This is a genomic window from Streptomyces sp. NPDC055632 (assembly GCF_053618675.1).
Genome location: NZ_JBSHHY010000011.1, coordinates 174237 through 188112 on the forward strand (window position 1 = coordinate 174237; position 13876 = coordinate 188112).

Genomic DNA, 13876 nt, shown 5'->3' on the forward strand with positions numbered 1-13876 from the left:
CCGGGCCGGGGGGGGGGGGGGGGGGGGGGGACCGGGCGGGGGGGGGGGGGGGGGGGGGGTCCCCCCGCGCGGGGGGGGGGGGGGGGGTTTCCCCCCCGCCCACCCCCGTCGGAGGACCCGCTCAGCTCTCCTGTTCGCGTTCCACCTGGTCGTTCCACTCGCGCTTGATCGCGCGCCAGGCCTCGTCCGACTTGCCCAGGCGCCAGTAGCCCGAGATCGACAGGCGCTCGCGCGGCACCTCCCGGTCCAGGCGCAGGTGGCGGCGGAGCTCCTTCACGAAGCCCGCCTCGCCGTGGACGAAGGCGTGGACGTCGCCCGCCGGGAAGTCCAGCGCCCGGACCGCCTCGACCAGCGCCTCGCCCACCGGGCGGTCGCCCCGGTGGAGCCACGTGACGTCGACGCCCGCCGCCGTCTCGAGCTTCTGCTCCTCCGCCGCGTCCGCGATCTCCACGAAGGCGTGCGCCCGCGCACCGGCGGGCAGCCGTTCCAGGGCCGCCGCGATCGCCGGAAGCGCGCTCTCGTCGCCCACGAGCAGGTGCCAGTCCGCCGCCTCGTCCGGCGCGTAGCCGCCGCCGGGGCCGAGGAAGCGCACGGTGTCGCCCGCCTCGGCGCGCGCCGCCCACGGGCCCGCCAGGCCCTCGTCGCCGTGGACCACGAAGTCGATGGTCAGCTCGCGCCGCTCCGGGTCCCAGGCCCGTACCGTGTACGTCCGCGTCGTCGGCCACTGCTCCCGGGGGAACTCCTCCCGGATCCGCTCCATGTCGAACGGCTCCGGGTAGGTCACGCCCTCGGGGGCGAAGAGCAGCTTGACGTAGTGGTCGGTGTACTCGCCGACGTCGAAGCCGTCGAGTCCCGGGCCCCCGAGGACGAGCCGCACCATGTGCGGAGTGATCCGCTCCGTGTGCACCACGCGCGCTTCGGTGGCCTTCGGTGACCTGCGGGCCGGCTGCTCTGCCACGACGTGCTCCCCTGACTTCTGCGTACTTAGGTATGCCTAAGCTAGCACTTCGCCGCGCGGACGGTCCCGTTCCGGCCGGGCCGGATCAGCGTTCCAGGACCGGCAGCAGCCGTCCCACGGCCCCGGTGAGGCCCCACCGCTTCACCAGCGCGTCCAGGGCCGCCGGGTCGCGGGGACCCGAGGGCAGGGCCGGGTCGAACTCCGGCAGCGGTACGTCGGCGGCGACCCGTACCACCGTCGGCGCCACGTCCAGGTACGCGGCCGCCTCCACGATCCCGCGCCGCTTGGCCGGGGTCAGCTTCGACGCCGGGTCCTCCGCCGCCGCCCGGACCCCCGCCAGGTCCCCGTACTCCGTGATCAGCTGCGCCGCCGTCTTCTCGCCGATGCCCTTCACGCCCGGCAGCCCGTCGCTGACGTCCCCGCGCAGCGCGGCGAAGTCCGCGTACCGGTCGGGGCGCACCCCGTACTTCGAAAGGATCAGCTCTCCGTCCACCAGGTCGCAGTCGCCGACGCCCTTGCGCGGGTACAGCACCCGCACCTCCCGGGCGTCGTCCACCAGCTGGAACAGGTCCCGGTCGCCCGTGACGATGTCCACCGGTCCGGCGGCCCGGCCCGCCAGCGTCCCGATCACGTCGTCCGCCTCGTACCCGGCCGCCCCGACCCGCGCGATGCCGAGCGCCGCCAGGACCTCCTCGATCACCGGCACCTGCGGGGACAGGGTGTCCGGGACCTCCTCCTCGTCCGGGCCCGTCTCCGTCTCCACGGCCACCCGGTGCGCCTTGTACGACGGGATCAGGTCCACCCGCCACTGCGGGCGCCAGTCCTCGTCCCAGCAGGCCACCAGGTCGTCCGGGCGGTGGTCCTGGACGAGCCGGCCGATGAAGTCGAGCAGGCCGCGCACGGCGTTCACCGGAGTGCCGTCGGGGGCCCGGACGGAGTCCGGCACGCCGAAGTACGCGCGGAAGTAGAGGCTGGCGGTGTCGAGGAGCATCAAACGTCGCGTCACCCGGCCGATCCTATGGCGCGGCGCGGTTCGCCGGGGGAACACCGCAAACGGGACTTCCGGACCGTCCTTCCGTGACCCGCGTCACCTTTGCGTTTGTGACTTTCGGCCCCGGGCATGCGCGGTCCCGGAGCGAACCCCGGCACGGAATTCGACGAAAGGATCCCGTACGCGACGGGGCGCGGGCCGATCCCGCGGGCTCCACGGTCCGGCCTCGCGGGGGTGGCGGGGCCGTTCTTCGTTGCTACCCGTGAGGTGTATGTGTCCAGGCTCCAGGCCGACCACCTGTACAAGGTGTTCGGCAGACGACCCGACGAAGCCGTCCGCAGGCTGGTGGACGGTGCCGACCGCGACGAGCTGCGCGCCGAGGGGACGACGGCGGCCGTCGTGGACGCCGGATTCGTCGTCGAGCCCGGCCAGATCTTCGTCGTGATGGGCCTGTCCGGTTCCGGGAAGTCCACCCTCCTGCGCATGCTCAACGGCCTGCTCGAACCCACCGCGGGCCGGGTCCTCTTCGACGGCGACGACCTCACCGCGCTCTCCCCCCGCGAGCTGCGCGCGGTCCGCTCCCGCCGGATCAGCATGGTCTTCCAGCACTTCGCGCTCTTCCCGCACCGGAACGTCCTGGAGAACGCCGCCTACGGCCTGGAGGTCCAGGGCGTGCCCCGCGCCGAGCGCGAGACCCGCGCCGCCGAGGCCCTCGAACTGTGCGGTCTCGCCGGCTGGGAGAAGTCCTGGCCCGACGAGCTCTCCGGCGGCATGCAGCAGCGCGTCGGCCTGGCCCGGGCGCTCGCCACCGACGCGGACCTGCTCCTCATGGACGAGTCGTTCAGCGCGCTCGACCCGCTGATCCGCCGCGACATGCAGGACCAGCTCCTCGTCCTCCAGAAGCAGTTGAAGAAGACCATCGTCTTCATCACCCACGACCTCAACGAGGCCATGCGCCTCGGCGACCGGATCGCCGTCATGCGCGACGGCAGGATCGTCCAGCTCGGCACCGCCGAGGACATCCTCGTCCGCCCCGCCGACGACTACGTGGCCTCCTTCATCCAGGACGTCGACCGCTCCCGGGTGCTCACCGCCTCCGCCGTCATGGCGCCGGGCGCCCCCGCGGCCGACTGCCCCGACGACTGCGCCTGCCGGCCCGTCGGGCCCGACACCCTCGTCGCGGACCTGTGCGCCGTCGCCGCCGGCGCCCCGCACCCCGTCACCGTGGAGGACACCGACGGAACCGTCCTCGGCGTCGTGTCCCCGGAGCGCCTCCTCGGCGTGATGGGCGGCCTCGGCACGCACGACGCCGCCGTGAACGACGTCACCACGAAGGGCGTCGAGGACAGGCGCGCGGCCACCAAGGGCCTCGGAGCGAACGACGCAGACGCGAACGACGCAGACGCGAACGACGCAGACGCGAAGAACGCCGACGTGAAGAACGCCGACGTGAAGAACGCCGGCACGGCCGTCGCGAAGGACTCCGACCCGGAGAACCCCGGTACGAAGGGCGGCGACGGCGCCGAGAACGTTCCCGCGAAGAGCGGGCGGGAGGTGACCGCCGGTGCCTAGGCTCCCCCTCGGGCAGTGGGTCGACAGCTCCGTCGACTGGCTCCAGTCCCAGTTCTCCTGGCTCTTCGACGCCGTCACCACCGGTGTCACCGGCCTCTACGACGGCATCGACGCCGTCCTGTCCGCGCCCCAGCCGCTGCTGTTCGCCGGCATCCTCGCCGTCGTCGCCTGGTGGCTGCGCGGCTTCGCCGCCGGCCTCCTCGCCTTCGCGGGCTTCGCGCTCGTCGACTCCGTCCAGCTGTGGGACGAGGCCATGGCGACGCTCTCGCTCGTCCTCGTCGCCACCCTGGTCACCCTGGTGATCGCCGTGCCGCTCGGCATCTGGGCGGCCCGCTCGAAGACCGTCAGCGCCGTCATGCGCCCGGTCCTCGACTTCATGCAGACCATGCCGGCGATGGTCTACCTGATCCCCGGCATCATCTTCTTCGGCGTCGGCGTCGTCCCCGGCATCATCGCCACCATCGTCTTCGCGCTGCCCCCGGGCGTCCGCATGACCGAGCTCGGCATCCGCCAGGTCGACGGCGAACTCGTCGAGGCCGCCGAGGCCTTCGGCACCACCCCGCGCAACACCCTGCTGCGCGTGCAGCTCCCGCTCGCCCTCCCGACCATCATGGCCGGTGTCAACCAGGTCATCATGCTGGGCCTGTCCATGGTCGTCATCGCCGGCATGGTCGGCGGCGGCGGGCTCGGCGGCGCCGTCTACCGCGCCATCGGCAACGTCGACATCGGCCTCGGCTTCGAGGCCGGCGTCTCCATCGTCGTCCTCGCCATGTACCTCGACCGGATGACCGGCGCCCTCGGCCGCCAGGTCTCCCCGCTGGGCCGCCGCGCCGCCGCCAAGGCGCGCGCCGCGAGCGCCAAGCGCCCCGGCGCCAAGCTCTGGGCCCACCGGCCGCAGCCCGTCACCGCCCTCGTCGGCGTCGTCGTCCTCGCCCTCGTCGCGGGAGGCACCGGCTTCCTCGGCTCCGGAACCGGAGCGGGCGGCGGCAACGGCAAGAAGGTCAGCATCGGCTACATCCCCTGGGACGAGGGCATCGCCTCCACGTACCTGTGGAAGGAGCTCCTGGAGCGGCGCGGCTACGAGGTCGACGCCAAGCAGCTGGAGGCCGGCGCGCTCTACACCGGCCTGGCCGGCGGCCAGCTCGACTTCCAGACCGACTCCTGGCTCCCCGTCACCCACGCCCAGTACTGGGAGAAGTACAAGAACGAGCTGGAGGACCTCGGCTCCTGGTACGGCCCCACCTCCCTGGAGCTCTCCGTCCCCTCGTACGTGAAGGGCGTCGACTCCCTCGCCGACCTCAAGGGCAAGGCCGGACAGTTCAAGGGCCGGATCGTCGGCATCGAGCCCAGCGCCGGAATGATGGGCATCCTCAAGGACAAGGTCCTCAAGGAGTACGGCCTGGAGGGCGAGTACAAGGTCGTCGACGGCTCCACCCCCGGCATGCTCGCCGAGCTGAAGCGGGCGTACGAGCGGAAGGAGCCCATCGCCGTGACCCTCTGGTCCCCGCACTGGGCCTACTCCGCCCACGACCTGAAGAAGCTCAAGGACCCCAAGGGGAGCTGGGGCAAGGGTGACGGAGTCCACACCCTCGCCCGCAAGGGCTTCACCGAGGAGAACCCCGAGGTCGGCGCCTGGCTGAAGGACTTCGCGCTGTCCGAGAAGCAGCTCACGGACCTCGAAGCCGTCATCCAGGAGACGGGCAAGGGCAAGGAGCAGGAGGCCGTCCGCACCTGGCTCGACCGGAATCCCGGCCTCGCGGAGAAGCTCACCCCGCAGTAGCCGCCCGACGGGACCGGAACGGTTCCTGTCCGAAAAGGGGTGGTCGCCGAAAGTATTCGGCGACCACCCCTTTTCCGCACGACGCGAAACACCGCCCCAAAGCTGCGTAAGGTTCAGGTAACCGACCGGTACGAGGATCGCGACGGGCACGAGGCACGAGGGAGGGAGCCGACATGGACGAGAAGGAATCACCCCGCGTGGGCGCGGCCGTCAAGAGGCGCCGCAGAGCGCTCCAGCTCACCCTGGCCGTCGTCGCCTCCCGCAGCGGCCTCTCCGTGCCCTTCCTCAGCCAGGTCGAGAACGACCGGGCCCGCCCCAGCCGCCGCTCCCTCGAACTCGTCGCCGGGGCCCTGGAGACCACGGCCGGCGAACTCCTCGCCGTCGCCGAGGCCTCCCGCACCGTGGACGTCGTACGGTCCGGGGAGACGTCCCCCGATCTGCCCGAGGGCGTCCGTTCCCTGGTCCGGGGCCGCCACCAGCTCCACGCCCTGGAGTTCACCGGCGAGCAGGACGCGGGCCGCGAGTTCCAGCACCGCAACGACGAGCTGCTCTACGTGGCCGACGGCGCCGCCGAGGTCGAGGCCGAGGGTCGCGCCTACCGGCTCGACCGGGGGGACACCCTCTACCTCTCCGGCGGGGTACGGCACCGGTGGCGCGCCACCGAGCCCGGCACCCGGCTCCTGGTCGTGGCGATCGGGGAGCACGTGGAGGCGGAGGAGGAGTGAGGGACCGGGGGACTCCGGAGGGCCGGCGATGAGGAGTGAAGGGCCAGGAGACTCCGGAGGGCCGGCGATGAGGAGTGAGGGACCGGGAGATTCTGGAGGTACGGCGATGAGGGTCGTCTCGCTCGTGCCCTCCCTCACCGAGGCCGTCGCCGTCACCCTGCCCGGCGCCCTCGTCGGCGCGACCGACTGGTGCGTGCGCCCCGCCGATCTCGACGTCGCCCGGATCGGCGGCACCAAGAACCCCGACGTCCCCGCGATCACCGCCCTCCGCCCCGACCTCGTCCTCGCCAACGAGGAGGAGAACCGCGCCCCCGACCTCGACGCCCTGCGCGCCGCCGGGCTCGACGTCCTCGTCACCGAGGTCCGCACCCTCGACCAGGGGCTGCGGGAGCTGGAACGGGTCCTCGCCGCCTGCGGCGCGCCCCGCCGCCCCCGCTGGCTGGCGGAGGCCGAGGAGGCCTGGGCGGCGGTCGAGCCCCTGCGCCCGGAGGCGCCGCTCACCGCCGTCGTACCGATCTGGCGCCGCCCCTGGATGGTCCTGGGCCGCGACACCTTCGCCGGTGACCTGCTCGCCCGCCTCGGCGTCCGCAACGCGTACGCCGGCCACCCCGACCGCTACCCCCGCCTTCCGCTCGACGAGCTGCGCGCCACCGCCCCCGACCTGGTCGTCCTGCCCGACGAGCCCTACCGCTTCACGCGCGACGACGGCCCCGAGGCCTTCCCCGGGACCGCCGCCGCCCTCGTCGACGGGCGCATGCTCACCTGGTACGGGCCGTCGCTGGCCGAGGCTCCGGAGCGGCTGTCCCGGGCCCTGCGAGCAGCGCGCCGCTGACGAGCCCGCGCACGGTGTGGAGGGCGGCCACCATCCAGGCCGCCACGAGGAACGCGTACAGGCCGACCGCCAGCCACCGGAAGGCGGCCAGACCGGTGTGCTGCGCGAGCCCCTCGGCGCCGGTCACACAGGTGCCGACCGGGAAGGTGAACGCCCAGAAGGTCATCGCGAAGCCCATGCCCCGGCGCCGCGCCCGCAGCACCATCGCGCCGGCGAGCGCCAGCCACAGCAGCGCGAAGCCCATGACGGGCACCCCGTAGAGGACGGCGAAGGCGGCGAAGCCGTGCGCGTACGGTTCGGGCAGCACGCCAGGGGCCGCGTCGGCGAACTTGTTCGCGGCGGTCGTCGACTGGCCGAGGGGACCGAGGACCAGGAAGAGGGTGGGAGTGAGCGCGAGCGGCAGCGGACCACCGGTGACGAGCCGCCCGAAGACCAGGGGCAGCACGACCAGGGTGGCGAGCAGGCTGAGGCCGAACAGCGCGTAGCAGCCGATCAGGAGCGTCTGCCGGGCCTGCCCCGGGGGCAGGTGGGGGACGAGCAGCGGGCCGAGGGCGGCGGAGACCATGGGGGCGACCACCGGCAGCAGCCACACCGGGGACGCGCCCTCGATCCGGTGGTGCACCACCATCAGGTACGGGACGGCCACGGCCGCCACCAGGCCGATCAGCGTGCCGGCGCCGAACAGGACGGTGTCGAGCGCGACGGCCGCCGGGAGCCCGATCCAGTCCCGGCCCACGACCAGGGCCCCGCCGCCGACCGCGAGCAGCGCCATCGACAGACAGCCGTAGAACGGGGCCACGGCCGGGTCCATGAGGTGGGCGCGGGCCTGGTCGCGGTGGTGGATCCAGTGCAGCGCGCGGGCCGGGAGCAGCACGAGCAGCATCGCGGACGACAGCGCCCAGACCGCCGCGCAGACGGTACGGAGACCGGGGACGTGCACCGGGAGGGCGGCGCCCGCGGTGGCGACGATCGCCGTGCCCATCACGGAGGCGTACCAGTTGGGTCCGAGGTGACGGACGGAACGGCCCCGGAGGACCGGCCGGGCGCCCGGGGTGGTGGCGCGGGGGACCGGAAGGGCGCCCGGGGTGGTGGCGCGGGGGACCGGAAGGGGGGCCGGGCGGAGAGGTGCGACGCTTGCCATGGCTCCACCGTCGTCCCGTTTCCGGGCCCGGACCAGGGATCATGGGGCTATGACGCCATAAGCTGGGTTTATGAGCAAGGGAACGCGGGACGGTGGTGCCCACGCGGACGAGGGTGCGCACGGGGACGACGGTGCGCACGAGGACGGGTCGCGGGGCGGGGCGTCCCGGAGCGGGTCGGCTCCGGGCGGCGGCCTCGTGCCCCGTGGCGGCCCGGTGTCCCGTGGCGGCTCGGCGCCCAGCGGCGGTCCGGCATCGGTCGGCGCCCCCGCCCCCCGTCCCCACCTCTCCCACCGCGTCCCCGACCTCGGCGCGCTCGAACTGCTCCTCGCCGTCGCCCGGCACGGCAGCCTCGGGGCCGCAGCCCGCGAGGTCGGGATCACCCAGCCCGCCGCGAGCAGCCGGATCCGCTCCATGGAACGGCAGCTCGGGATGGCCCTGGTCGACCGTTCGCCGCGCGGCTCCCGGCTCACCGACGCGGGCGCCCTCGTCACGGACTGGGCGCGGCGGATCGTGGAGGCGGCGGAGGCCTTCGACGCCGGGGCGCAGGCCCTGCGCGGACGGCGCGACTCCCGGCTGCGGGTGGCCGCGTCCATGACGATCGCCGAGTACCTGCTGCCGGGCTGGCTGATCGCCCTGCGCGCCGAACGCCCCGACACCGCCGTGTCGCTCCAGGCCGGGAACTCGGCGGCCGTCGCGGAACGCCTCTTCGCGGGCGACGCGGACGTCGGCTTCGTGGAGGGCCTCGCCGTGCCGGACGGCCTCGACGGCGTGGTCGTCGCCCACGACCGCCTCGCGATCGTCGCCGCCCCCTCGCACCCGTGGGCCCGCCGCCGCGCCCCGCTGGACCCGGCGGAGCTGGCCGCGACCCCGCTGGTGCTGCGGGAGCGCGGCTCGGGCACCCGGCAGGTCCTCGACGCGGCGCTCTCCGCCCACGGCGGCCTCGCGCGGCCGCTCCTCGAACTCGCCTCCACGACGGCGGTGAAGGCCGCCGCCGTCAGCGGGGCGGGCCCGGCGGTCCTCAGCGAGCTCGCGATCACCGAGGAGCTGGCCTCCCGCCGGCTGGTCGCCGTCCCCGTCGAAGGGGTGCTGCTCCGCCGGGACCTGCGGGCCGTCTGGCCCGCCGGCCACCGCCCCACGGGCCCGGCCCGCGACCTGCTCTCCCTGACCCGCGACCGGCCGTAGGCCCGGGCGGTTCCTAAACGCCCGCCGCGCGGTGGGTGATCCGCCCGTCCAGGACCGTCAGCAGGACCGGCAGGTCCGGCAGCTCCGTCGCGGCCGTGGTCAGCGGGTCGCCGCCGAAGACGGCCAGGTCGGCGCGGTGGCCGAGGGCGATCCGGCCCGCCTCGTGCTCCTCGCCCGCCGCGTACGCCGGAGCCGTCGTCAGGCCCCGCAGCGCCTCCAGCGGCGTCAGCGCCTGCTCGGGCCCGTGCGGCGCCCGGTCGAGGTCGCGGCTCGGGCGCCGGTGCCGCGCCCCGGCCATCACGCCGAGCGGCGGGAACGGCGCGATCGGCCAGTCCGAGCCGAGGACCACGGCCGCCCCGGACTCCAGCAGGTCCCGGCAGCGCCACGCGCGCGAGGCGCGCTCCTCGCCGAGCCGGCGCGACCAGTTGTCGGTGTGGTCGGCCCGGGTGAAGTCGCAGCAGTGGGTGGGCTGCATGGAGGCGAGGACGCCCAGCTCGGCGAAGCGGCGCAGGGTGTCGTCCGGGACGGTCTCGATGTGCTCGACCCGGTGCCGCACCTCGCCGCCGCCCGAGGCGCGCGCCTTCTCGACGGAGTCGAGGACGTGCCGGACGGCCGCGTCCCCGATGGCGTGCGTCGCGGTGGGCACGCCCGCCCGGTGCAGCTCGCCGACGATCCGGGTGTACGCCTCGGGGTCCGGCCAGAACGCGTGCGTGGACTCGCCGTGGCAGTCGGGCCGCTCCAGCCACGCGGTGCCGTTGTCGATGGTCCCGTCCATGAAGAGCTTCACGCCGGCGACCCGCCACAGCGCCCCGCCGGTGCCCTGCCGCCCGATCAGGTCCCGGACGCCGTCGGCGTCGGTGCCGGGCTGGCACCAGGGCGCGACCCGCAGCCGCAGCGGCAGCTCACCGGCCGCGTCGAGCTCCCCGTACAGGGCGAGGCTGTCGCCGTTGGCGTCCATGGCGTGGCCGCCGGTCAGGCCCGTGGCGGCCATGGCGCGCAGCGCGGCCGCGAGCCGCTCCCGGCTCTCCTCGCGCGTCGGCCTCGGGGCGACCCGCTCGACCAGCTCGCAGGCGGCGTCCTCCTGGAGGAGGCCGGTGGGGCGCCCGTCGGCGTCGCAGACGACCTCGGCGGAGGCCTGGTCGAAGGTGCGGGGGCCGTCGACCCCGGCGAGTTCCAGGGCCCGGCGGCTGGCGAGGGCCGAGTGGGCGTCGAAGAGCAGCAGGAAGGCGGGCACCCCGTCGAGGACGGAGCCGAAGGGGGCGGTGCCGACGGGCCGGTCGCCGAAGACGTTCGGGTCGAGGCCCCAGCCGAACAGCCACGCCCCGCGCTCCAGGGTCCGCACCTCGCGGGCGAGCGCCTCGCGGACGTCGTCGAGGTCGGCGCAGTACGACAGGTCGAGGCCGTGCGTCAGCTCGGCGCCGGTGACGGGGTGCACGTGCCCGTCGACGAGCCCGGGGGTGACCACGGCCCCCTTGAGGTCGACCACGGTGGTGGCCGGACCGGCGAGCGCCCGGATCTCGCGGTCGTCGCCCAGGGCCGCGATCCGGCCGTCGTCGGAGACGGCGAGCGCGGTCTCCGGCAGGAACGCCCCCGTGCCGGGGTCGAGCAGACGGGCGGAGAGCAGGGCGAGACGGGTGCGCACGGTGGCTCCAGGGAGGGTCGCGGGGTTTTCTTCGGCGGTACGGACACGGGGGGCGGGTACGGGGGGCGGTACGGATACGGGGGGTGGTGCGGGTGCGGGTGGAGGACGGGTCACGCGTGCGGACGGAGCCCCGTACGGATCAGCTCGGCGTCACCGGCAGCGGCGTTCCCGTCAGCACCCCGGCCGCCAGGCCGAGTTCGCGTTCCGCCGTGGTGACGGCCATCCGGGTCACCGCCTCCGGCCGGTTCCCCCGGTCGGTGTTGGCGTGGGCGCCGAGGCCGTCGAGGACCACCAGGATCTGGATGGCCGTCGTGCGCGGGTCGTCCGTGCGGAACTCGCCCCGCTCGACGCCCTCGCGGATGAGCCCTTCGAGGCGGTCGTCGGAGGCGCGCTCCTGCTCGGCGACCCGGTCGCGCAGGACGGGCCGGTAGCGGCTGAGGTGCCGGGCGTTGATCCACAGGCGGCTGATGTCGTCGTACGCCTCTCCGGCCGAGAGGGCGAAGTAGCGCGCGAGGTACTGCACGGGGGTGCCGTGCGGCCGCTCGGCGGGCAGCAGGGAGTCGAGCTCGCCGGTGGAGGCCACGGCGAACGCCTCGGCCACCAGCTCCTCCGCCGAGGGGAAGTAGTGGCTGATCAGACCCGGTCGTACGGCCAGCTCCTCGGCGATCCGCCGCAGCGTGACGCACTCCAGGCCCTCGGTCAGGGCGACCCGGGCCGCGGTCTCCACGATCTCCGCACGCCGGGCTTCCGGAGTTTTCCGAACGCGCTTGCGCTCAACGCTTGACGACATACCGGGGATGCTATTGAGTGTGCGACCAATAAGCAACCAGGTGGGCACCACACGCTTCCGGAGGGCCGCATGGCTTCCACGATCCCCGACCAGAACCCGGCCTCCGGGGCCGCTCAGGTCACCCCTCCGGCCGCCGACCGGCCCGGCCGCGTCGAGGCCCACGGCATCGACCGCATCCCCGACGAGGAGCGCCACGGGCACCCCCGCGAGCTGTTCTCCGTGTGGGCCGCGGCGAACGTCAACTACCTGAGCCTGGTCATCGGCGGCGCCCTCGTCCTCATGGGCCTGACCCTCTGGCAGGCCCTCGGCGTGATCGTCGTGGGCAACCTCTTCTGGGTGCTCACCGGCCTGCTCGCCACCTCGGGCCCGGCCGCCGGCGCGCCCAGCGAGGTGATCACCCGGGCCGTGTACGGCGTCCTCGGCAACCGCGTGAACAACGCGGTCGGCGGCTGGCTGGTCTCCGTCTGCTACTTCGCCCTCAACCTGGCCGCCGCGGCCACCGCCGCCTTCGCGCTCGTGGAGAAGACCGGCACCGCCGTCACCGTCCCCGTCGAGGTGGCCGTCATCGTGGCGATCGCCGCCCTCACGCTGGTCATCAGCGTCTACGGGCACGGCCTGATCGTCAGGCTGTACCTGCCGATCACGCTCGCCCTCGCCGGGGCCTTCGCCGTCGTCGCGTTCGCCGTCCTGCGCCACGCCGACCTCGCGTACGCCCCCGCCGCGCGCCTCTCGGGGGTCGAGCTGTGGTCCCTGCTCCTCGCGGGCACCACGATGATCGCCTCGGGCCCGCTCTCGTACACCACGAGCGCCGACTTCTCCCGCTACCTGCCCCGCACCGCCCCGAAGGGGGCGATCGTCGGCTGGACCGCCCTGGGCGCCTTCCTGCCCAGCGTCGTCGTCTCCTCGCTCGGCGCCCTCGCGGCCACCGCCGTCGACATGACCGACCCGCAGACCGCGCTCCAGGAGATCCTGCCCGGCTGGTTCGTGCCGGTCTTCCTGCTCGCCCTGGTCCTCGGCACCGTCGCCATCAACGCCCTGACCGCCTACAGCGCCGGACTCGCCCTCCAAGCCGTCGGCCTGCGCGTCCGCCGCTCCGTCAGCGTCCTCCTCGACGGCGCGGTGGCCGTCGCCCTGACCCTGTACGGCGTGCTCGTCTCCGACTTCCTGGACACCGTCAGCAACGCCCTCCAGGTGATCACGGTCCTGGTCGGCCCCCTGATGGCCCTCTACGCCACCGACCTCCTGCTGCGCCGCTGCCGCTACGACGGCGTCGCGCTCTCCGACGAGACCCCCGGCAGCCCCTTCTGGTACACCGCGGGCGTCAACCGGGCCGGGGCGCTCGCCCTCGTCTGCGGCGTCGCCGCCGCGTCCCTCTGCGTCAACACCCTCTACACCGGACCGGTGGCCTCGGCCCTCGGCGGCGTCGACCTCTCCCTGCCCGCCGGCATGGGCGTCTCCGCCGCCCTCTACGCCCTCCTGATGCGGGGCGACCGCACGGTGCTCGCCGCCCGCGCGGCCGCCTGATCAGGTACGTCCACCGCCCGCCGCCGCTGCCGCCGCCGCTTCGATCAGTCCCCGCATCACGCGCCGGTCCTCGCCCATCTCCGGGTGCCACTGCACCCCGAGGGCCCAGACCGGGCCGGCCGGCCCCACCGCCTCCACCGCCTCCACCGTGCCGTCCTCCGCGCGGGCCGAGACCGCCAGCCCCGCGCCCAGCCGGTCCACGGCCTGGTGGTGGTAGGTCGGGACCTCGGCCGTCTCCGGCACCAGGGAGGCGTAGCGGGTGCCCGGCACCGGCTCGACCTTGTGCCGGCCGATCACCCCGACCGCCTCCACGTGCCCGTCCAGGTGCTGGACCAGCGTGCCCCCGAGGGCCACGTTCAGGAGCTGCATCCCCCGGCAGATGCCCAGGAGCGGGGTGCCGGAGGCGAGGGCCGCGTCGATCAGGGCCAGCTCCCAGGAGTCCCGCTCCCTGGCCGGGGGACCGGTGCGGGGGTCGGGCTGGGCCCCGTACCGCACGGGCTCGACGTCCGCCCCGCCCGCGACGACGAGCCCGTCGAGCCGGGCCACGACCGCCGCCGCGACGGCCGGCCGGTCCGGCGGGAGCATCACCGCGATGCCTCCGCTCTCCCGCACCAGCCGGGGGTACGGGGCGGGCAGCAGCGCCGCCTCCATGTCCCACACCCCCCAGCGGGCCCGGTCCAGATAGGTGGTCACGCCGATGAGCGGCTCGGACACGAGGATTCCTCCGGAGAGATCGGG

11 protein-coding genes and 1 pseudogene are annotated in these 13876 nt (G+C 74.5%); 6 read left to right on the forward strand and 6 right to left on the reverse strand.

Going from position 1 to position 13876, the window contains the following annotated elements; all coding sequences use genetic code 11:
* Nucleotides 1–121: 121 nt before the first annotated feature.
* Nucleotides 122–958 (reverse strand): siderophore-interacting protein, encoded by an 837-nt coding sequence (locus ACWGSR_RS17205; RefSeq protein WP_376247150.1) that lies wholly within the window; start codon nucleotides 956–958, stop codon nucleotides 122–124.
* Nucleotides 959–1043: 85 nt separating this feature from the next.
* Nucleotides 1044–1949 carry a 5'-3' exonuclease gene (locus ACWGSR_RS17210; protein WP_453567257.1) on the reverse strand — a complete coding sequence of 302 codons (906 nt, stop codon included), beginning with the start codon at nucleotides 1947–1949 and terminating at the stop codon, nucleotides 1044–1046.
* A 273-nt stretch (nucleotides 1950–2222) separates the two neighbouring features.
* On the opposite strand from ACWGSR_RS17210, the pseudogene ACWGSR_RS17215 reads away from it, so the two are divergent.
* From ACWGSR_RS17215 to ACWGSR_RS17230, 4 genes and pseudogenes are all read left to right on the forward strand, one after another.
* Nucleotides 2223–3239 (forward strand): annotated as a pseudogene (locus ACWGSR_RS17215) (quaternary amine ABC transporter ATP-binding protein); the annotation flags it as partial.
* Between the two features lie 274 nt (nucleotides 3240–3513).
* Entirely contained in the window at nucleotides 3514–5301 is a 1788-nt protein-coding gene (locus ACWGSR_RS17220; protein WP_376247147.1) for an ABC transporter permease/substrate binding protein, read from the forward strand.
* A 173-nt stretch (nucleotides 5302–5474) separates the two neighbouring features.
* Nucleotides 5475–6026 (forward strand): helix-turn-helix domain-containing protein, encoded by a 552-nt coding sequence (locus ACWGSR_RS17225; RefSeq protein WP_376238940.1) that lies wholly within the window; start codon nucleotides 5475–5477, stop codon nucleotides 6024–6026.
* 106 nt (nucleotides 6027–6132) lie between these two features.
* The gene (locus tag ACWGSR_RS17230) at nucleotides 6133–6858 is read left to right on the forward strand and encodes a helical backbone metal receptor (RefSeq protein ID WP_453567224.1); all 726 of its coding nucleotides are present in this window, start codon (nucleotides 6133–6135) and stop codon (nucleotides 6856–6858) included.
* Here the strand turns inward: ACWGSR_RS17230 and ACWGSR_RS17235 are convergent.
* Nucleotides 6785–7999, reverse strand: a complete 1215-nt coding sequence (locus tag ACWGSR_RS17235) for a TDT family transporter (protein ID WP_453567226.1) — start codon at nucleotides 7997–7999, stop codon at nucleotides 6785–6787. The genes ACWGSR_RS17230 and ACWGSR_RS17235 overlap by 74 nt on opposite strands.
* 70 nt (nucleotides 8000–8069) lie before the next feature.
* On the opposite strand from ACWGSR_RS17235, the gene ACWGSR_RS17240 reads away from it, so the two are divergent.
* Entirely contained in the window at nucleotides 8070–9182 is a 1113-nt protein-coding gene (locus tag ACWGSR_RS17240) for a LysR family transcriptional regulator (RefSeq protein ID WP_453567228.1), read from the forward strand.
* Between the two features lie 13 nt (nucleotides 9183–9195).
* Here ACWGSR_RS17240 and ACWGSR_RS17245 read toward each other — a convergent pair whose 3' ends face one another.
* Both ACWGSR_RS17245 and ACWGSR_RS17250 read right to left on the reverse strand, forming a co-directional pair.
* On the reverse strand, nucleotides 9196–10824 hold the full coding sequence (locus tag ACWGSR_RS17245; RefSeq protein ID WP_376238931.1) for an amidohydrolase: 1629 nt from the start codon (nucleotides 10822–10824) through the stop codon (nucleotides 9196–9198).
* 139 nt (nucleotides 10825–10963) lie between these two features.
* Nucleotides 10964–11614, reverse strand: coding sequence for a TetR/AcrR family transcriptional regulator (locus ACWGSR_RS17250; RefSeq protein ID WP_376238929.1), 651 nt, complete (start codon nucleotides 11612–11614; stop codon nucleotides 10964–10966).
* Between the two features lie 69 nt (nucleotides 11615–11683).
* On the opposite strand from ACWGSR_RS17250, the gene ACWGSR_RS17255 reads away from it, so the two are divergent.
* Nucleotides 11684–13138 carry a purine-cytosine permease family protein gene (locus ACWGSR_RS17255; RefSeq protein WP_453567231.1) on the forward strand — a complete coding sequence of 485 codons (1455 nt, stop codon included), beginning with the start codon at nucleotides 11684–11686 and terminating at the stop codon, nucleotides 13136–13138.
* Here the strand turns inward: ACWGSR_RS17255 and ACWGSR_RS17260 are convergent, their stop codons facing one another.
* Entirely contained in the window at nucleotides 13139–13852 is a 714-nt protein-coding gene (locus ACWGSR_RS17260) for a gamma-glutamyl-gamma-aminobutyrate hydrolase family protein (protein ID WP_453567233.1), read from the reverse strand.
* Nucleotides 13853–13876 lie beyond the last annotated feature (24 nt).